Annotated in this window: 20 protein-coding genes and 1 riboswitch; of the genes, 11 read left to right on the top strand and 9 right to left on the bottom strand. The window is 73.2% G+C overall.

All coding sequences use genetic code 11. From position 1 onward, the window contains the following. Positions 1 to 46: 46 nt before the first annotated feature. The 5 genes from ACFV6E_RS00680 to ACFV6E_RS00660 form a co-directional block, all read right to left on the bottom strand. Positions 47 to 721: an urease accessory protein UreF gene (locus tag ACFV6E_RS00680; RefSeq protein ID WP_385458743.1), complete on the bottom strand. Its 675-nt coding sequence runs from the start codon at positions 719 to 721 to the stop codon at positions 47 to 49. Between the two features lie 29 nt (positions 722 to 750). Then, positions 751 to 2,484, bottom strand: coding sequence for an urease subunit alpha (locus ACFV6E_RS00675; protein WP_385458581.1), 1,734 nt, complete (start codon positions 2,482 to 2,484; stop codon positions 751 to 753). Further along, complete coding sequence (locus tag ACFV6E_RS00670; protein WP_385458741.1) at positions 2,477 to 2,788, bottom strand: urease subunit beta; 312 nt, start codon at positions 2,786 to 2,788, stop codon at positions 2,477 to 2,479. Before ACFV6E_RS00670 ends, ACFV6E_RS00675 begins: the two co-directional genes overlap by 8 nt. A gap of 25 nt (positions 2,789 to 2,813) precedes the next feature. Then, on the bottom strand, positions 2,814 to 3,116 hold the full coding sequence (locus ACFV6E_RS00665; RefSeq protein ID WP_385158677.1) for an urease subunit gamma: 303 nt from the start codon (positions 3,114 to 3,116) through the stop codon (positions 2,814 to 2,816). A gap of 191 nt (positions 3,117 to 3,307) precedes the next feature. Next, entirely contained in the window at positions 3,308 to 3,937 is a 630-nt protein-coding gene (locus tag ACFV6E_RS00660) for a TetR/AcrR family transcriptional regulator (protein ID WP_385158674.1), read from the bottom strand. A gap of 142 nt (positions 3,938 to 4,079) precedes the next feature. Here ACFV6E_RS00660 and ACFV6E_RS00655 point away from each other — a divergent pair, with 142 nt between their 5' ends. Continuing rightward, complete coding sequence (locus tag ACFV6E_RS00655) at positions 4,080 to 5,123, top strand: ABC transporter permease (protein ID WP_385158672.1); 1,044 nt, start codon at positions 4,080 to 4,082, stop codon at positions 5,121 to 5,123. 201 nt (positions 5,124 to 5,324) lie between these two features. Here the strand turns inward: ACFV6E_RS00655 and ACFV6E_RS00650 are convergent, their stop codons facing one another. After that, positions 5,325 to 5,606: a type II toxin-antitoxin system Phd/YefM family antitoxin gene (locus ACFV6E_RS00650; protein WP_385158669.1), complete on the bottom strand. Its 282-nt coding sequence runs from the start codon at positions 5,604 to 5,606 to the stop codon at positions 5,325 to 5,327. Between the two features lie 137 nt (positions 5,607 to 5,743). On the opposite strand from ACFV6E_RS00650, the gene ACFV6E_RS00645 reads away from it, so the two are divergent. From ACFV6E_RS00645 to ACFV6E_RS00625, 5 genes are all read left to right on the top strand, one after another. Continuing rightward, entirely contained in the window at positions 5,744 to 6,139 is a 396-nt protein-coding gene (locus tag ACFV6E_RS00645) for a twin-arginine translocation signal domain-containing protein (RefSeq protein WP_385458579.1), read from the top strand. A 152-nt stretch (positions 6,140 to 6,291) separates the two neighbouring features. After that, positions 6,292 to 6,927: an ATP-dependent Clp protease proteolytic subunit gene (locus ACFV6E_RS00640; RefSeq protein WP_385458577.1), complete on the top strand. Its 636-nt coding sequence runs from the start codon at positions 6,292 to 6,294 to the stop codon at positions 6,925 to 6,927. Between the two features lie 7 nt (positions 6,928 to 6,934). Further along, positions 6,935 to 7,243: a hypothetical protein gene (locus tag ACFV6E_RS00635; RefSeq protein WP_385158661.1), complete on the top strand. Its 309-nt coding sequence runs from the start codon at positions 6,935 to 6,937 to the stop codon at positions 7,241 to 7,243. Between the two features lie 336 nt (positions 7,244 to 7,579). Beyond that, positions 7,580 to 7,774, top strand: a riboswitch (cyclic di-AMP (ydaO/yuaA leader). 3 nt (positions 7,775 to 7,777) lie between these two features. Beyond that, on the top strand, positions 7,778 to 8,251 hold the full coding sequence (locus ACFV6E_RS00630) for a C40 family peptidase (protein WP_385158658.1): 474 nt from the start codon (positions 7,778 to 7,780) through the stop codon (positions 8,249 to 8,251). Positions 8,252 to 8,344: 93 nt separating this feature from the next. Then, positions 8,345 to 8,878 (top strand): DUF6328 family protein, encoded by a 534-nt coding sequence (locus ACFV6E_RS00625; protein WP_385458575.1) that lies wholly within the window; start codon positions 8,345 to 8,347, stop codon positions 8,876 to 8,878. On the opposite strand, the gene ACFV6E_RS00620 is transcribed toward ACFV6E_RS00625, so the two are convergent. After that, a complete protein-coding gene (locus ACFV6E_RS00620) occupies positions 8,817 to 9,431 on the bottom strand; it encodes a LysE family translocator (RefSeq protein WP_385458573.1) in 615 nt (204 codons plus the stop codon). The genes ACFV6E_RS00625 and ACFV6E_RS00620 overlap by 62 nt on opposite strands. A 144-nt stretch (positions 9,432 to 9,575) precedes the next feature. Here ACFV6E_RS00620 and ACFV6E_RS00615 point away from each other — a divergent pair, with 144 nt between their 5' ends. Continuing rightward, positions 9,576 to 10,493 carry a LysR family transcriptional regulator gene (locus ACFV6E_RS00615; RefSeq protein WP_385458571.1) on the top strand — a complete coding sequence of 306 codons (918 nt, stop codon included), beginning with the start codon at positions 9,576 to 9,578 and terminating at the stop codon, positions 10,491 to 10,493. 419 nt (positions 10,494 to 10,912) lie between these two features. Here ACFV6E_RS00615 and ACFV6E_RS00610 read toward each other — a convergent pair whose 3' ends face one another. After that, on the bottom strand, positions 10,913 to 11,371 hold the full coding sequence (locus ACFV6E_RS00610; protein ID WP_385458569.1) for an ATP-binding protein: 459 nt from the start codon (positions 11,369 to 11,371) through the stop codon (positions 10,913 to 10,915). A gap of 249 nt (positions 11,372 to 11,620) precedes the next feature. On the opposite strand from ACFV6E_RS00610, the gene ACFV6E_RS00605 reads away from it, so the two are divergent. Then, positions 11,621 to 12,478 carry a helix-turn-helix domain-containing protein gene (locus ACFV6E_RS00605; protein WP_385458567.1) on the top strand — a complete coding sequence of 286 codons (858 nt, stop codon included), beginning with the start codon at positions 11,621 to 11,623 and terminating at the stop codon, positions 12,476 to 12,478. 9 nt (positions 12,479 to 12,487) lie between these two features. Next, complete coding sequence (locus ACFV6E_RS00600) at positions 12,488 to 12,712, top strand: DUF397 domain-containing protein (RefSeq protein ID WP_385158643.1); 225 nt, start codon at positions 12,488 to 12,490, stop codon at positions 12,710 to 12,712. A gap of 54 nt (positions 12,713 to 12,766) precedes the next feature. Here the strand turns inward: ACFV6E_RS00600 and ACFV6E_RS00595 are convergent, their stop codons facing one another. Next, positions 12,767 to 13,900: an 8-amino-7-oxononanoate synthase gene (locus ACFV6E_RS00595; RefSeq protein ID WP_385458565.1), complete on the bottom strand. Its 1,134-nt coding sequence runs from the start codon at positions 13,898 to 13,900 to the stop codon at positions 12,767 to 12,769. Between the two features lie 160 nt (positions 13,901 to 14,060). Between ACFV6E_RS00595 and bioB the strand changes: the two genes are divergently transcribed. Further along, complete coding sequence (gene bioB, locus ACFV6E_RS00590) at positions 14,061 to 15,362, top strand: biotin synthase BioB (protein ID WP_385458563.1); 1,302 nt, start codon at positions 14,061 to 14,063, stop codon at positions 15,360 to 15,362. After that, positions 15,355 to 16,641 carry an adenosylmethionine--8-amino-7-oxononanoate transaminase gene (locus tag ACFV6E_RS00585; protein ID WP_385458561.1) on the top strand — a complete coding sequence of 429 codons (1,287 nt, stop codon included), beginning with the start codon at positions 15,355 to 15,357 and terminating at the stop codon, positions 16,639 to 16,641. Before bioB ends, ACFV6E_RS00585 begins: the two co-directional genes overlap by 8 nt. Position 16,642: the final 1 nt, after the last annotated feature.

Raw genomic sequence — 16,642 nt, 5'->3', positions numbered from 1 at the left:
GCCCCCAGGAACAAGGGAGAGGGAAAGGGCGGAGGGGGCGAAAACCCTAGGAGGCGAACAGCCGCGCCCCCCACCCCGCATGCACCTCCGCCCCCACCTCCAGCAGCGGAGCGGACGCCGCGGGCAGCACATCGACCCCTTCGTCCGGCACCCGCCGCCCCGCCTCGGCCGCCGCGAGCGCCACCCGGTCCACCTCCCCCGCCAGCCGGACCAGCACCCCGCTCGCCTCGAACGGATCCAGACTCAGCAACCGCACCGTGGCGGTGGCGGGCCCGCTGACACTCTCGTACGCGGAGCAGTACGCGGCGTCGACGGCCCCGAGCCCCGCCCCCCGCGCCACCACCCCGAGCACCACAGGCTGGTGCGCACCCTTGGGGAACGCCGCGGCCAGCGCGTCGAGTTCGGCGCAGGGCCAGGTCGCCCGGCCGGCCCGCAGCAGTTGCCGCCCGAGCCGGCGCGCGACGCCGCGCAGCGCGGGCGACGGCGTACGGGCGTCCGCGGCGCCGTCGAGGGCGGCGGGGTCGGCCCCGAGCGCCGCCGCGGCGGCCAGCGCGGCCGACACCAGGCCGGTCGTGTGCAGCCGCCCCCGGCAGAAGTCCTCCAGGCTCGCCGCGTCCGTGATCCGCCCGGCCCGGACGGCCGCCTCCGCCCCGCCGGAGTGGGCGTGCCCCCCGGCGGGGAAGCGCCCGTCGGCCAGCACGAGCAGTGCGGCGCGCGGCATCGGTTCGTGTGACATCGGATCGCGCGGCATCAGAAGAGGAAGTAGCGCTGGGCCATGGGCAGTTCGGCGGCGGGCGTGGCCTCGACCAGCTCCCCGTCGATGTGCACGGCGAAGCTGTCGGGGTCGATCCGCACCCGCGGCCTGGCGTCGTTCTCGCGCATGTCCGCCTTGGTCACGGCCCGGGTCGACCCGATGGCCGTGAACGCCTTGCCGAGCCCGAGCCCGGTCCCGAGCCGCTCCGGCACCCCGTCTTCCATGGCCTGCTCGGACACGAAGTTGAGGGAGTTGGCGGCCGGGGCGCGGCCGATCGCCCCGTACATCGGCCGGGGCAGGATCGGCTGCGGGGTGGGGATGGAGGCGTTCGCGTCGCCCATCTGCGCGTACGCGATCTGTCCGCCCTTGATGACGAGGTGCGGTTTGACGCCGAAGAAGGCGGGTTCCCACAGCACGAGGTCGGCGAGCTTGCCGGTCTCGACGGAACCGACCTCGCGGGCGAGGCCCTGGGCGAGCGCCGGGTTGATGGTGTATTTGGCGACATAGCGACGTACACGGTGGTTGTCGGCGCGGCCGTCGCCCGGCAGGGCGCCCCGCCGCCGCTTCATGACATGGGCGGTCTGCCAGGTACGCAGGATCACCTCGCCCACCCTCCCCATCGCCTGGGCGTCGGAGGAAATGATCGAGATGGCGCCCAGGTCGTGCAGGATGTCCTCGGCCCCGATGGTGGAGGGCCGGATGCGGGACTCGGCGAAGGCGAGGTCCTCCGGGACGGCCGGGTTGAGGTGGTGGCAGACCATCAGCATGTCGAGGTGTTCCTCGGCGGTGTTGACGGTGAACGGCCGGGTCGGGTTGGTGGAGCTGGGCAGCACGTGCGGCTCGGAGACCACGGACATGATGTCCGGCGCGTGTCCGCCGCCGGCGCCCTCGGTGTGGTACGCGTGGATGGAGCGTCCGGCGATCGCGGCGAGCGTGTCGCCGACGAAACCGGCCTCGTTCAGCGTGTCCGTGTGGATGGCGACCTGGACGCCCGTGCGGTCGGCGACGGTCAGCGCGGCGTCGATCGCGGCGGGCGTCGACCCCCAGTCCTCGTGGATCTTCAGCCCGAGCGCGCCGCCCCTGATCTGCGACTCCATCGCCTCGTGGGAGACGGTGTTGCCCTTGCCGAGCAGCCCGATGTTGAGCGGGTACTGCTCCATCGCCGCGAACATCCGGGCCAGGTGCCAGGGTCCCGGTGTGACGGTGGTGGCCTTGGACCCCTCGGCGGGTCCGGTGCCGCCGCCGACCAGCGTGGTGACACCGGCCGCCAGCGCCTCGTCGGCGATCTGCGGGCAGATGAAGTGGACGTGCGCGTCGATGGCACCGGCGGTCAGGATCCGTCCGTTGCCCGCGATGATCTCGGTCTCGGGGCCGATGACCAGGTCGGGGTGGACGCCGTCCATGGTGTCGGGGTTGCCCGCCTTGCCGAGGGCGGTGATCCGGCCGTCGCGGATGCCGACGTCGGCCTTGACGATGCCCCAGTGGTCGATGACGACGGCGCCGGTGATGACGGTGTCCGGGGTGCCGTCCGCGCGGGTGGCGCGGGACTGGCCCATGGACTCGCGGATGACCTTGCCGCCGCCGAACACCGCCTCGTCACCGGCGAGTCCGGGGCCGCCTGAACGGTCCTCCTCGATCTCGACGAGCAGATCGGTGTCGGCGAGCCGGATCCGGTCGCCGGTGGTGGGGCCGAACAGATCGGCGTACGCGGCACGGGAGAGCTCAGGCATCGAGCGCCCCTCCGGTCTCCCGGCGCAGTCCGGGCACCACGCGGGCGCCGGCGAGGGGGACGAGTTCGACCTCGACGGGGATGCCGGGCTCGAAGCGTACGGCGGTGCCCGCGGCGACGTTGAGCCGCTTGCCGCGCGCCGCCGCGCGGTCGACGTCGAGACCGGGGTTGACCTCGGCGAAGTGGTAGTGGGAGCCGACCTGGACGGGCCGGTCGGCGGTGTTGAGGACGGTCAGCCGGGTGACGTCGCGGCCTTCGTTGAAGGCGACGGGGCCGTCCGCGAACAGGATCTCTCCGGGGATCAAGGGCTTCATCGGGTGCGCTCCCCCGTCAGACGATCGGGTCGTGGACGGTGACGAGCTTGGTGCCGTCCGGGAAGGTGGCCTCGACCTGGACGTCGTGGATCATCTCGGGGATGCCGTCCATGACGTCGTCCCGGGTGAGCAGTTCCCGTCCGGAGGCCATGAGTTCGGCCACCGTACGGCCGTCGCGGGCGCCTTCGAGGAGGTGCGAGGTGATGAGGGCGACGGCCTCGGGGTGGTTCAGCCGCAGACCGCGGGCGCGCCTCTTCTCCGCCACGTCGGCGGCCACATGGATGAGCAGTCTCTCCTGCTCGTGCGGGGTCAGTTGCACGGCGTCCCACCTCACAGTCCTCGCTCCGGACCGTGCGGGGCCCGGTTGCCGCGGCCACCGCGACGGGACAGGTGTAACACGCGGACCAAGCGCCCGATCGGGCGCAAATCCGGATACAGAAACCCCTGGTGGCGTGGGACGGCAGGCTAGTTGGACGGAGTTTCGGGCACGTTAACCGAACCTTGATCCACTCATGACTCCGCGCTGGGCTCCCGCATACTCGTCAGGCCCCGCAGCCCCTCGCGCCACACCTCCGTCGGCGGCATCCCGAACAGCGCCATCTGCGCGACGAGGCCCTGGGCGAAGGCGACCATCGTCCGCGCGACGCTCTCCGCCGGTACGTCGGCCCGCATCATGCCCGCCTCCTGGTACCCCTCGACCACCTTCACCCAGGCCGTACGGACCTTGACGTAGGCGTCGGAGAGGATCGCCGCCAGCCGCTCGTCGCGGAGGGTCTCCGTCCACACCTGGATGACGAGGCGGGGGAAGACGAACTCCCCGTCCACGACCAGTCCGGGCCGCAGGCCGAGCACATGGTCGAGGGCCTGCCCCAGGAGGACGTCGGGCGGCGGGGGCGGGGAGAGCCGGGCGGCGGCCTCGAAGGCGTCGCGGACCTCCTCCAGGACCTCGGTGACGATCGCGGCGATCAGCTCGTCCTTGCCGCTGAAGTAGCGGTAGACGGCCCCCGCCGACAGGTCGACCTCCTTGAGCACGTCCTGCATCGACGTGGCGTGGAAGCCGTTGCGGGCGAAGCAGAGCGCGGCACCGTCGAGGATCTGCCGACGGCGGGCGTCTAGGTGTTCCTGGGATACGCGGGCCATGCCGCCAAAGTAAAACGAACATTCCTTCTTGACAAGCGGCCGGTGCGGCAAGACAGTGGAGTGAACGTAAAACGAACGATCATTCTCTATAGCCGGGGCGGGTGCGCCGCCGACCGGGCCGATCAGCGAAACGAGGGCAATGATGTCCGTCACCTCCGCCCCGCCCGCCGGAGTACCGGCACCCCCGGCACCACCGGGCCGTGGCGAGCGCCGCCGGCTGCTGGCGGTCGTCCTGCTGGTCCCGGCCGTGGTGGCGCTCGCGCTCTGGGCCTTCGCCTGGCCGTCCGCCCGCCTCGCGCCCCGCGATCTGCCGCTGGGCGTGGCGGGCCCCGAGACGGCGGCCGCCCAGGTGTCGAAGCAACTCCGGGCGCACGGGGACGCCTTCGAGATCCACCGGTACGCGGACGCGGCCGCCGCCCGGGAGGCCGTCGAGGACCGGACCGTATACGGGGCGGTGGTCGTCGGCGGCCGGTCACCCGAGCTGCTGACCGCCTCGGCCGCCGGGCCGCTCGTCGCCCAGCTGCTCCAGCAGGCCGTGGCGGACCAGGCCCCGGCGGGTACGGAGCCGAAGGTCACCGACGTCGTGCCCACGCCCGCCGGCGATCCGCGCGGTGCCGCCTTCGGCGCGAGCGTGCTGCCGCTGGCGCTGGCCGGGGTGGCGGCCGGCGCGCTGGTCACCCTGGCCGGGCTGCGCGGCGGGCGGGCGATCGGCGGTCTGCTCGCCGCGGCCGCTCTGGTGGGCGTGGTGGCCGCCGCGCTCGCGCACAGCTGGCTGGGCGTGCTCCCGGGCGACTGGTGGGCCGAGGCGGGCGTCCTCGCGCTGTCGACGCTGGCGGTGAGCGCGACGGTCGCCGGGCTCGCGGCGCTGCTGGGGACCGCGGGGATCGGGCTCGGCGCGCTGCTGGTGGTACTGCTGGGCAACCCGTTCTCCGGCGCGTCCTCCGCCCCGGAGCTGCTGCCAGGACCCGTCGGGGTGATCGGTCAGTGGCTGCCGCCGGGCGCGGGCGTCTCACTGCTCCGGTCGGTGTCCTTCTTCGACGGCGCCGCGGCGAGCGGCCCCGCCCTCACCCTGACCTGGTGGGCCGCACTCGGCCTGGGCGCGGTATGGCTGGGCAGCGCCCTGAAACGCCGCCGGCCGGCGGCCCAGGGGGCCGCCGCGGAGCGGGAGCCGGCACTCGCCCGGTGAGGCGCCCGCGCCGCCCGTCCCGGCGGGCGGCGCACACCGCACCCGTCGGCGCGATGGCGCGCTGGTGCAGGAGCGGCCGGCTCAGGCCGGTACGGCTGGGCAGCACCCTCGAGCGCCGCCGGCCGACGGCCCACGAACCCACCGCGGAGCGGGAGCCCGCGTTCTCCGGGTGATCACGAGAGGCGTCGGACCCGTGCGCCGCTACGGCGCCCCGGGCCTGCGGTGTTCCGCCGCGATGCCGAAGCGCTGCCGTTCGAGGGGGGCGGCCGACGCGGGCTCGCGGACGGTGGAGACGGCGCTGACCACCTGTTCGTCCGCCGGGTCCTGGAGCTTTTCGAGCCGCTCCAGGTCGGCGGCGGAGACGAGGGCGACGAGGGGCTTCCCGTGCCGTGTGACCACGACGCGCTCACCCCCGTACACCACCCGGTTGATCAGATCGGCGAGCTCAGCCCTGGCTTGCGTCACCGGAATCTCGTAGGCCATGTGATCCAGCTTAGACCGCGGCCCCGACACCCCTCCGGGAGCGGAAGATCCCGTTCTGCCCCATGCGGGCCCGCACGTTCGTACGATCAAGCGGCGCCCTCCGCACGGAGGTGCGCGGGACGACCGAGGAGGGGGACATGTCCAGGATTTCCAGGCGTTCACTGCTGGGGTACTCGGGGACGGCGGCGGCCGGGGCGGCGCTCGGCACGGCCGGTACGGCGCAGGCCGCGGAGGCCGACGGCGCCGGGACCGCCGCGAGCGCGCGGAGCACGGGCGGTACGGAGAGCACGGGCGGTACGGAGAGCACGGCGGCGGTCGAGTTCCCGTCCGACACCGAGTTCAGCGGCTTCACCAGCCTCGCCGCGGAGGACGCGACGCTCGAATTCACCTTCACGATGCGGACCGAGTCGGCCCCCTCGGCGTACGCCATCACCCCGCGCGAGGTCGCCGACGCCCTGTCCGCGCTGGCCGTCTCCCGCGGCTGGCCGCCGATCACGTTCAGCGGCAGACCCGCCCCGGTCGACATCAACTGACCCACGAGCACGTCCGCCTCGCACGGCGCCCCGGACCAACTCCCGGTCCGGGGCGCCGTTTTCGCTGTCAGCGTGAGCCGGCGCGCAGCCCACCGCCAAGAACGTACGTCCTGTACATTTTTGACGGACACCACTGCGAGGAGGCGTGAGCCATGCACCGACCGTCCGCCCGCTACGTCCTGCCCGAGTTCACCGAACGCACCAGCGCCGGGATCCGGACGCTGGATCCGTACTCGAAGCTGCTGGAGGAGCGGGTCGTCTTCCTGGGAACGCCGATCGACGACCGGTCCGCGAACGACGTGATGGCACAGTTCATCCACCTCGAACACGCGGCGCCCGACCGGGACATCTCGCTCTGCATCAACTCCCCCGGCGGCTCGTTCAGCGCGATGACGGCGATCTACGACACGATGCGGTACGTCACCTGCGACGTGGAGACCACCTGCCTGGGCCAGGCGGCCTCGGCGGCGGCCGTGCTCCTCGCCGCCGGCGCACCGGGCAAGCGGTCCGTGCTGCCGGGCGCGCGCGTGCTGGTCCACCAGCCGTCGATCACCGAGCCGGTCCAGGGACAGGCGAGCGACCTGGCCGTCCAGGCGGCCGAGTTGACCCGCACCCGGCGGACACTGGAGGAGATGCTCGTACGGCACACGGGACAGACCCCCGAGCGGATCGCCGCGGACATCGAACGGGACCTGTTCCTGGACGCGCCGGCCGCGGTGGCGTACGGCCTGGCCGACCGGATCGTGCCGAGCCGCAAGGTGCCGCCCGCCACACCCGGCGCGAGGTGAGCCGCGCATGCTGCCGCCCGAACTGCCGCCGCTGCCCGCGCTCACCCGCGCCGAGGGCGAACTCGTCGACTGCTACCTCGACCTGGTCGACCTGCTCGGCCGCATCAACCCGGCACGCCCCGGGGACACCTACCGCGGACTGCGGGCCGCCCAGGCGCTGGTCGGCAAGGCGGCGGCGCTGCGGGACGCGCTCACTCTGATGCATCAACGGGGCGAGAGCGAAGTCCACGCGCCGACCCTGGCGCGGGCGCTGCGGGTCCTCGACGGCGAGCGGCGGACCGCTCGCGTCACCGTCCCGCCCGCCGGGGACATCTGACGCATACACACCCGCACCGGTCCCGGCCACCGTCGGCGTGCCGTCCGGTCCGGGGTTCAAACGGACCGAACGGATGACCTCTCTTCGGAGTAGACGCACCACCCTTTCCGGCACCGGTCGAGTTGCGCAACACGCGTACAGCGGGGGCGGAATGAGGCCCTGCACCGCAGGTACGACGGTGGTACGGGGCCTCAACCCGCGTTCCGAACACGGGGTGTCCACCCGAACGGGCGAGTGGTGAGTAACCCCACAAATCCTCGGTTCCGTTCGGTTTTCCCGTGCGACATGAGTGAAGATCCTCTGCGACGACAAGCCCCCGCCACAGCGGCGGGGCGGTCCGGGCGGACGCCGAGTCCTGCCGCTGCCCGGACGACCGGTCGACGGAGTGGATCGGCAGGAGTGGAGGACCCAGCACGACGGGCCGCCGGAGAGATCCGGGCGGTCCTTGGGGTGAAGCCGCGCACGCGGCCGGGCAACTTCGCCAGCCCGAATCCGACAGGTCATCCTTCACAGGCGGCTGACGAAGGGTTGCGCATGTCTGCGCTCAACTGTGTCCCGTCGCTGTGGAGCAAGGCCGGTACGGTCTCCGCTCTCACCGTCGCCGCCGTGGGCGGCGGCCTCGTGGTCCCCGGTGCCGCCGCCGACGCCTCGGCGGCCACCTCCGCGACGAAGGCACTGCACGTCGCGGCTTCGAAGAAGGGCTCCCCGTACAAGTGGGGCGCCACCGGGCCGCACCGCTTCGACTGCTCGGGACTCACGCTCTACTCGTACAAGAAGGCGGGCAAGAAGCTGCCCCGGACGGCCGCGCAGCAGTACAACAAGACCCGTCATGTCTCGGCCTCGAGCCGCAAGGCCGGAGACCTCGTGTTCTTCCACTCGGGCCGGAGCGTCTACCACGTCGGCATTTACGCCGGCAAGGGCAAGATCTGGCACTCCCCGAAGACCGGTGACGTGGTGAAGCTCCAGAAGATCTGGACCAAGAGCGTCTGGTACGGCAGGGTCCGCTGACCCGACCCCGGGGGCGGCCTCGACGGGCCGTCCCCGGGGTGTCACCCCTGATCCGCAGGCGTGACGCCCGCCGAACGGGTAACCCGTTCGGCCATGGCCGACCACGCAGCAGAACCGGCACGGCGCGAGACGCCCCTGGAGCGCGCCGACCGGAATTTCGCCGAACTCCTCCAGGAACTACGGGTGACCCAGACCGGGGTGCAGATCCTCTTCGCGTTCCTGCTGACCCTGGCGTTCACCCAGCGCTTCCCGTCCCTCGACACCGTGCAGCGCGCCACGTACGTGACCACGCTGCTGCTGGCGATGCTGGCCGCCGCCCTGTTCGTGGCACCCGCCGCCCTGCACAGGTCGCTGTTCCAGGAGAACGCCAAGGCCGCGATAGTCCGGGTCTCCTCGGTGCTGGCCACCGTCGGACTCGGCGTCCTGATGCTTGCGTTCACCGGGTCCGTACTGCTCGTCGTGGACGTGACGCTGGACCGCGGCGCGGGCATCGCCGCCGCGGCGGCCACGCTCGTCGCGTGCGTGGCGCTGTGGGTCGTGCTGCCGCGGCTGGTGCGGCACGCGCTCAGGACACGAGGGGTTCCGACAGCAGAACGAGACCGAGCAGCGCCAGTACCGCACCGGTGACCCCGGCCACTGCCCGCGCGGCGCGCGGCCGGCGCAGCCACCGGCCGAGCCGGTCGACCAGCAGCGCGACCGCCGGGAACCAGACCAGGGCCAGGCCGACCACGATCAGCGCGAGCAGCAGGGTCCTGGGCAGCGCCGGACTCCCGGCGGGCACGAACTGCGGGAGCAGGCTGAGGAAGGTGATCGGCGCCTTCGGGTTGAGGGCGTTGGTGACGAAGCCCTGACGCAGCGGCCGGGCGCCCGCCGATCCGTCGGCCGGTGCGCCCTGCGCGCGCCACAGCGACCACAGCGTCCGCACGCCCAGGTACAGGACGTACCCGCCGCCGAGCAGCTGGAGCGCGCGGAACAGGGCGGGCACCGCCACCAGGACCGCCGCGACCCCGGCCACGGCGAGCGCCGTGTGCACCAGCAGGCCGCCCGCGATGCCCAGCGCGCACGCCACTCCGGCCCGGCGGGAGACCAGGGCGTTGCGTACGACGACGGTGAAGTCGGCGCCCGGCATGGCGACCATGCCCGCGGCGACCCCGGTGAAGGCGACCAGTTGTGCGTCCATGCCGCCCAGCCTGCCCGCCCCGGCCCTTAAAGAGGTATGTCGAATAAACTGGGTCTGCCTTAAGCAGTGCTTCATACGGCTGCCTTGAGCAGTGCTTCATGCGGCGTCGCATGCGGGACTCGGCCGGTCACGGAAAGGGGCGGTATGTACGATCCGACGCGGCTGGCGGCGCTGGTGGCGGTCTCGGAGGCCGGTTCCATCACGCGCGCCGCCGAGCGGCTCGGCTACACGCCGCCCGCGCTCTCCCAGCAGGTGGCGAAGCTGGAACGGGAGGCGGGCACGGCCCTGCTGGTGCGGCATCCGCGCGGCGCCCGGCTGACCGCCGCGGGCGAACTGCTCGTCACCCGGGCCCGGCGGGTCCTGGACGAACTGGAGCTGGCCCGGCACGAACTGGCGCGCGTCGCGGGCCTGGCCGGTGGCTCACTGCGGCTCGGCACCTTCCAGACCGCGGGCATCCATCTGCTGCCGCCGGTGCTCAGCGCGTTCCGCCGGGCGCATCCCGACGTGGAGCTGGCGGTGGCGAACCACGAGCCCCCGGCGGGGATCGCGGCGGTGGCCGCGGGCGAGGTCGATCTGGCCCTGACCCACACGTACGCCCCGGCGGAACCCGTGCCGCTGCCCGCCTCGGTGGCCGCGGAGCCGCTGCTGGTCGAGGAGCTGGTGCTGGTGACCGCTCCGGGGCACGCGCTCGCCGACGGCTCCTCGCGGCTGCCGCTCGGCGCGCTGGCCGGGCAGCCGCTCATCAGCATGGCTCCCGACCATCCGCCCCGGCAGGGCGTGGAGGCCGCGCTCGCCCGGGCCGGTGCGGCGCCCTCGGTGCTGGTCGAGACGCCGGGCTATGCGCTGGTGTGCGCGCTGGTCAGCGCGGGCCTCGGGGTCGCGGTGGTGCCCGAGATGGTGGCCAGGACCTCGGCCACCCCGCTCGGCACGCGACTCCTGGACCCCGGTGAACTGCGCCGCACGATCTCGGTCGTACACCGAAACAACGGCCCGACCCCCACCGCCGACGCCTTCCGAGCCCTACTACGGGGCGCCTTCGGCCGGGCTGTACGACAGAGCTGACGGGGCCGCGCGGCGGGGTGACCGGGCCGGACGCTGCGAGGTTGGCGGGGCCGGGTGCGGCAGAGCCGACCGGCGCAGACGCGGCAGGGCCACCCAGGCTGAGCGTGGCAGGGCCGGCGGGGTCGCCGGGCGGCGAGCGCCCCGCGCCGTCCTCCGCCGTGGCCCCCCGCCGCGCGACGGACCGCGCCGTCAAGACTCCTGCTGCCCCGCCGCCGACGCCTCCGGTGCACTGCTGCGGGGCGCCTTCGGCCGGGCCGTGCGACAGACCGGACCGGCCCGCAAGCGGCGGAACCGGTGGGGCCGGTGGGGCCGCACGCGGCAGAGCCGACCGGGCCGGACTCGGCAGGCCCGCCGGGCGCCCGGCACCCCCGCGCCGTCCTCCGCCGTGGCCCCCGCCGCGCGTGCGACGGGCCGTGCCCTCACGTCTCCTGTTTTCCCGCTGTGGTCACCGGGTGTGCGGCCACCGTCCACGGCAGTTCGATCGCGACCGTCTTGCCGCCCTCGGTGGTGGAGCGCACGGTCAGCGCGCCGCCGTGCTCGGCGGTCAGCCAGCGGACGATGACCATGCCCCGGCCGTTGTCCTGCTGGACGGCGGCGGGCAGGCGTTTGGGGAAGCGCGGGTGGCTGTCGGTGACGCCGATGCGCAGCCTCTCGTCCCGGTCGAGCTCGAGGCCCACGGTGAAGGTGGGCGACTGCCCGAACGTGTGCTGGACGGCGTTCGTGGCCAGCTCGGACACGATCAGACGTACGGTTTCGCCGAAGTCGCTGTCACCGGGCAGGCCCCACTCGGCCAGTACGTCGGCCACGTATGTCCGGGCCGTGGAGACCGAGGCGGGGTCGCTCGGCAGAGTGACGGAGGCTTCCTGGTGATCTGCCATGGCGAGGATGTCCCTTTCCCACGGGACCACGCCCCGGCACGAAGCGGTTGGTCCGAGTTCGGTCCCGTACTGGTGCTTCGCGCCAGACTGCCATCGCGGGACGGGTCAGGGGCGGCGATCCACCGAGATGTGCATATATCTGTCGCTCGAAGCGGTGAACTATCCCACGCACGACCGCATTTGGGCGTGCGGCCTGCTCATCCTCTACCGTCGCCGTGAACGCCGCGCACCGGGCGGGAGGAGACGGCCATGCAGCACGGTCCAGCGGTACGCCGCCGCAAGCTCGGCGCGGAGCTGCGCGCCCTGCGCGCCATGGCGCGCCTGACGAGTGGCGAGGCGGCCAGAGCGGTCGGCTGGCACCAGTCGAAGGTGAGCCGGATCGAGACCGGCATCAGCGGGGTGAAGCCGGCCGACGTACGGCTGCTGCTCGACGCGTACGGCGTCGGGGATCTGGAACTCAGGGAGCTGCTGGTCGGGCTGGCCGGCTCCGAGGGCAACGGGCGTCATCACTGGTGGTACGCCTATCGCGGGGTACTCCCGCCGACGTACCGCGATTTCATCAGCCTGGAGTCGCAGGCCAGCGGGATGCGCACGCTGGAGACCTCCGTGGTGCCGGGGCTGTTGCAGACGCCCGCCTACGCACGGGCGGTGACCCGGGCCGCCCTCGGCGGCCTGGACGACCGCAAGCTGGACGCGCTGGTGGAGGTGCGCCTCGCCCGGCAGGACGTGCTGCGCGCGGAACCGCCGCTGGAGCTGAGCGCGGTACTGGACGAGGCGGTGCTGCGGCGGACGGTCGGCGGACCCGAGGTGATGGAACGCCAGCTGGAACGGCTGCTGGCGGCGGCACACCTTCCCCACGTACGACTTCAGGTCCTCCCCTTCTCGGCCGGAGCCCACATCGGAATCACCGGCCCTTTCGTTATCTTCTCTTTTCCGACCACTTCCGATCTAGATGTGGTTGTTCTAGACCACATGACGAGTAGCCTCTACCTCGAACGGAAAGAAGACCTCCATGCCTACAGCGAGGCCTTCAACACCCTTCTGATCCACGCCCTTTCGCCCGAGGAAACGTTGGATTACATCGCCGCAGTACGTGACGGCGCGTAAGGAGGCACCATGTCCGCACTGCCTCGGTACGTGGCTTGCAGCACCTCCCTGCACAGCGTGCGCTGGCAGCGCAGCAGCCGCAGTACCGGAATGAACAACTGCGTGGAGACCGCCCGGCCGGGCCCCGGACCCTGGGCCGGCCTCGTGGCGGTACGCGACTCGAAGAATCAGGCGGGCCCGGCCCTGCTCTTCGCCCCCGCCACCTGGGAGGGTTTCCTCTCCGCACTGGCCTGACCCGGGCCCCGGGGACGACCCGGCCCCCGGAGCGGCCCGCACCTCGTTCACCGTTCACCGTGTCCGGCTGACGATCCGTACGGCACGGTCGATCTGTTCACCGGTCAGGTCCGCGCGGGCGGTCAGCCGCAGCCGCGACACGCCGTCGGGCACCGACGGCGGCCGGAAGCAGCCGACGGCGAGACCCGCCGCCCGGCAGCCGGCCGCCCACGCGACGGCCCGCTCGGGCGACGGCGCCCGTACGGAGACGACCGCCGCGTCCGGGGCGACCGCCGCGAGACCCTCGGCGGTGAGCGCCTCGTGCAGCCCGGCGGCCACCTGCCGGGCCCGCGCCGCACGCTCCGGCTCCCGGCGCAGCAGCCGCAGCGCCGCCAGGGCCGCGCCCGCCGCCGCGGGCGCGAGACCGGTGTCGAAGATGAACGTCCTGGCCGTGTTCAGCAGGTGGTCGACGACCGGCGCCGGGCCGAGCACCGCGCCGCCCTGGCTGCCGAGCGACTTCGACAGCGTCACGGTCACCACGACGTCGGGCGCGCCCGCGAGGCCCGCCGCCCGCGCCGCGCCCCGCCCGCCGTCGCCGAGCACGCCGAGCCCGTGCGCGTCGTCGAGGACGAGTCCCGCCCCCGACTCCCGGCAGGCGGCGGCCAGTCCGGCCAGCGGGGCCGCGTCCCCGTCCACCGAGAACACGCTGTCGGAGACCGCGATCGCGGTGCCCTTGTGGGTGCCGAGCGCCTTGCGGACGGCGTCCGGATCGGCGTGCGCGACGACCTGGGTGGTGCCGCGGGCCAGCCGGCAGCCGTCGATCAGCGACGCGTGGTTGCCCGCGTCGGAGACGACGAGGGAGCCGTGCGGCGCGAGGGCGGTGACGGCCGCCAGGTTGGCGGCGTAGCCCGAGGAGAAGACGAGCGCCGACTCGAAGCCGCAGAAGCCGGCGAGTTCGCGTTCGAGTTCGGCGTGCAGTTCGGTGGTGCCGGTGACCAGCCGGGAGCCGGTGGCGCCCGCGCCCCAGCGCCGGGCCGCCGCGGCGGCGGCCCCGGTGACCTCGGGGTGCCGGGCCAGACCCAGGTAGTCGTTGCTCGCGAGGTCGAGCAGCGGCGAGTCGGCGGGGCGCGGGCGCAGGGTGCGCACCAGCCCGGCCCGGTGGCGGCCGCGGGCCTGCCCGTCGATCCACGCGAACGGCGATCCGGCCATGCCGGCACCTCCTGGCCCCTGGTCTCGTTTTGTAGGCAGTCCACAGACCCTAGCCGCCCACAACGCCCACCACTGTGTGGCGATACCCACATGTCGAACCGTCGCCGTTGTGCGAAGTCTCCTTGGCCCGGGGCGGCTCCATGGGCCAGGATCGAGCCTCATGGACCTGCTGAAAACGCTGGTGGACAAGGGGCTTCGGCGCGAGCTGCCGACCCGGGACGAGGCGCTGGCCGTGCTGGCCACGTCCGACGACGACCTGCTCGATGTGGTGGCGGCGGCCGGCCGGGTGCGCCGGCACTGGTTCGGCCGACGGGTCAAACTCAATTACCTGGTCAACCTCAAGTCGGGGCTGTGCCCCGAGGACTGCTCGTACTGCTCGCAGCGCCTCGGCTCGAAGGCCGGCATCCTCAAGTACACCTGGCTCAAGCCCGACGAGGCGTCGCGGGCCGCGGCGGCCGGGCTGGCCGGCGGAGCCAAGCGGGTCTGTCTGGTGGCGAGCGGGCGCGGCCCGACCGACCGCGACGTCGAGCGGGTCTCCGACACCATCAAGGCCATCAAGGACGAGAACCGGGACGTCGAGGTGTGCGCCTGCCTCGGGCTGCTCTCCGACGGACAGGCCGAACGGCTGCGCGCGGCGGGCGCGGACGCGTACAACCACAACCTGAACACCTCCGAGGGCACGTACGGGGACATCACGACCACGCACACGTACGCCGACCGGGTGGACACGGTGCACAAGGCGCACGCGGCGGGGCTCTCGGCGTGCTCCGGGCTCATCGCGGGGATGGGCGAGCGCGACGAGAACCTGGTCGACGTGGTGTACGCGCTGCGGGAGCTGGACCCCGACTCCGTTCCGGTGAACTTTCTGATCCCCTTCGAGGGCACCCCGCTCGCCAAGGAGTGGAACCTCACCCCGCAGCGCTGTCTGCGGATCCTGGCGATGGTCCGCTTCGTCTGCCCGGACGTCGAGGTGCGGATCGCGGGCGGCCGCGAGGTCCATCTGCGCAGCATGCAGCCGCTGGCGCTGCACCTGGCCAACTCCGTCTTCCTCGGCGACTACCTCACGAGCGAGGGCCAGGCGGGCAGGGCGGACCTGGAGATGATCGCGGACGCCGGCTTCGAGGTGGAGGGCGCGGACGAAGTGACGCTGCCGGAGCACCGGGCGGCGGCGGGCGGATACGGCTTCCATGAGGGTGGCGGGTGCGGCTCGCGCGCCTCCGGGGAGGCGGGCCGCGGGTCCGCCTCCGAGGGCGGCGGGTGCGGCTCGCACACGGGCGGCGGTGTCTGCGGTTCCCATGACGGCGGCGGACGCGGGTCGCACGAGGGCGGCGGTGCGTGCGGGTCCCGGGACGACAGCGGCGTCCGCGACTCCGCGCCGGCGCCGCGGCCCGCCGACGCGCGCACGGACCTCGTAGCGGTGCGCCGCCGCGGTGCCGGGACGGACCTCGCGCCCAATGCCTGACCTGTCCCCCGGCCTCGGTGAGCTGCTCGACCTCGACCGGCGGCACGTCTGGCACCCGTACGGGCCGATGCCGGGGCGGCGGGAGCCGCTCGTCGTGGAGTCGGCCGGCGGGGTGCGGCTGCGCCTCGCCGACGGCTCCGGCGAGCTGGTCGACGGCATGTCGTCGTGGTGGGCGGCGATCCACGGCTACAACCACCCGGTGCTGAACAACGCGGTGCGCGCGCAGTTGGAGCGCATGAGCCATGTGATGTTCGGCGGGCTCACCCACGAGCCCGCCGTACGGCTGGCGAAGCGCCTTGTCGACATGTCGCCGGACGGTCTCGAGCACGTCTTCCTCGCCGACTCCGGTTCGGTGTCGGTCGAGGTCGCCGTCAAGATGTGCCTCCAGTACTGGCGTTCGCTGGGCCGCCCCGCCAAGCACCGGCTGCTGACCTGGCGCGGCGGCTACCACGGCGACACCTGGCAGCCGATGTCGGTGTGCGACCCCGAGGGCGGCATGCACGAGCTGTGGCAGGGCGTGCTGCCCCGGCAGGTGTTCGCGGACCCGCCTCCGGCCGCGTACGAGGAGTCGTACGCGGAGCGGCTGCGCGAGCTGATCGCGCGGCACGCGGACGAGCTGGCCGCGGTGATCGTGGAGCCGGTGGTGCAGGGCGCGGGCGGCATGCGGTTCCACTCCCCCGCTTATCTGCGGGTGCTGCGTCAGGCGTGCGACGCGCACGGCGTGCTGCTCGTGTTCGACGAGATCGCGACCGGATTCGGCCGTACGGGCGCCCTGTTCGCGGCGGAGCACGCGGGCGTGACACCGGACGTGATGTGCGTGGGCAAGGCGCTGACCGGCGGCTATCTGACGATGGCGGCCACGCTGTGCACCGCCCGGGTGGCCGACGGAATCTCGCGCGGCGAGGTGCCGGTGCTCGCCCACGGGCCCACGTTCATGGGCAACCCGCTGGCCGCGGCCGTGGCCTGCGCCTCGATCGACCTGCTGCTCGGCCAGGACTGGCGCGCGCAGGTCAAGCGGGTCGAGACGGGCCTCGGAGAGGGCCTCGCACCCGCCGCCGGACTGCCGGGCGTGCGCGACGTACGGGTGCTCGGCGCGATCGGCGTGGTCCAGCTCGACCACGAGGTGGACCTCACGGCGGCCACCCGGGCCGCCGTGCGGGAGGGCGTGTGGCTGCGGCCGTTCCGCGACCTCGTCTACACGATGCCGCCCTACGTCACCGACGACACGGACCTGGCACGGATCGGGCGCGCGGTGTGCGCGGCCGCACGGGAGGGATGAC

The organism is Streptomyces sp. NPDC059785 (assembly GCF_042732375.1).
Taxonomy (GTDB): Bacteria; Actinomycetota; Actinomycetes; order Streptomycetales; family Streptomycetaceae; genus Streptomyces.
The sequence above is the reverse complement of the archived record's forward strand: the minus strand, read 5'-3'. Positions and strand labels throughout refer to the sequence as shown.

Bases quoted from the DNA above. Each gene is read 5' to 3' on its own strand.
- ACFV6E_RS00680 (WP_385458743.1), bottom strand. From the start codon at position 721: ATGCCGCGCGCCGCACTGCTCGTGCTGGCCGACGGGCGCTTCCCCGCC.
- ACFV6E_RS00675 (WP_385458581.1), bottom strand. From the start codon at position 2,484: ATGCCTGAGCTCTCCCGTGCCGCGTACGCCGATCTGTTCGGCCCCACC.
- ACFV6E_RS00660 (WP_385158674.1), bottom strand. From the start codon at position 3,937: ATGGCCCGCGTATCCCAGGAACACCTAGACGCCCGCCGTCGGCAGATC.
- ACFV6E_RS00655 (WP_385158672.1), top strand. From the start codon at position 4,080: ATGTCCGTCACCTCCGCCCCGCCCGCCGGAGTACCGGCACCCCCGGCA.
- ACFV6E_RS00650 (WP_385158669.1), bottom strand. From the start codon at position 5,606: ATGGCCTACGAGATTCCGGTGACGCAAGCCAGGGCTGAGCTCGCCGAT.
- ACFV6E_RS00645 (WP_385458579.1), top strand. From the start codon at position 5,744: ATGTCCAGGATTTCCAGGCGTTCACTGCTGGGGTACTCGGGGACGGCG.
- ACFV6E_RS00640 (WP_385458577.1), top strand. From the start codon at position 6,292: ATGCACCGACCGTCCGCCCGCTACGTCCTGCCCGAGTTCACCGAACGC.
- ACFV6E_RS00635 (WP_385158661.1), top strand. From the start codon at position 6,935: ATGCTGCCGCCCGAACTGCCGCCGCTGCCCGCGCTCACCCGCGCCGAG.
- ACFV6E_RS00630 (WP_385158658.1), top strand. From the start codon at position 7,778: ATGTCTGCGCTCAACTGTGTCCCGTCGCTGTGGAGCAAGGCCGGTACG.
- ACFV6E_RS00625 (WP_385458575.1), top strand. From the start codon at position 8,345: ATGGCCGACCACGCAGCAGAACCGGCACGGCGCGAGACGCCCCTGGAG.
- ACFV6E_RS00620 (WP_385458573.1), bottom strand. From the start codon at position 9,431: ATGGACGCACAACTGGTCGCCTTCACCGGGGTCGCCGCGGGCATGGTC.
- ACFV6E_RS00615 (WP_385458571.1), top strand. From the start codon at position 9,576: ATGTACGATCCGACGCGGCTGGCGGCGCTGGTGGCGGTCTCGGAGGCC.
- ACFV6E_RS00610 (WP_385458569.1), bottom strand. From the start codon at position 11,371: ATGGCAGATCACCAGGAAGCCTCCGTCACTCTGCCGAGCGACCCCGCC.
- ACFV6E_RS00605 (WP_385458567.1), top strand. From the start codon at position 11,621: ATGCAGCACGGTCCAGCGGTACGCCGCCGCAAGCTCGGCGCGGAGCTG.
- ACFV6E_RS00600 (WP_385158643.1), top strand. From the start codon at position 12,488: ATGTCCGCACTGCCTCGGTACGTGGCTTGCAGCACCTCCCTGCACAGC.
- ACFV6E_RS00595 (WP_385458565.1), bottom strand. From the start codon at position 13,900: ATGGCCGGATCGCCGTTCGCGTGGATCGACGGGCAGGCCCGCGGCCGC.
- bioB (WP_385458563.1), top strand. From the start codon at position 14,061: ATGGACCTGCTGAAAACGCTGGTGGACAAGGGGCTTCGGCGCGAGCTG.
- ACFV6E_RS00585 (WP_385458561.1), top strand. From the start codon at position 15,355: ATGCCTGACCTGTCCCCCGGCCTCGGTGAGCTGCTCGACCTCGACCGG.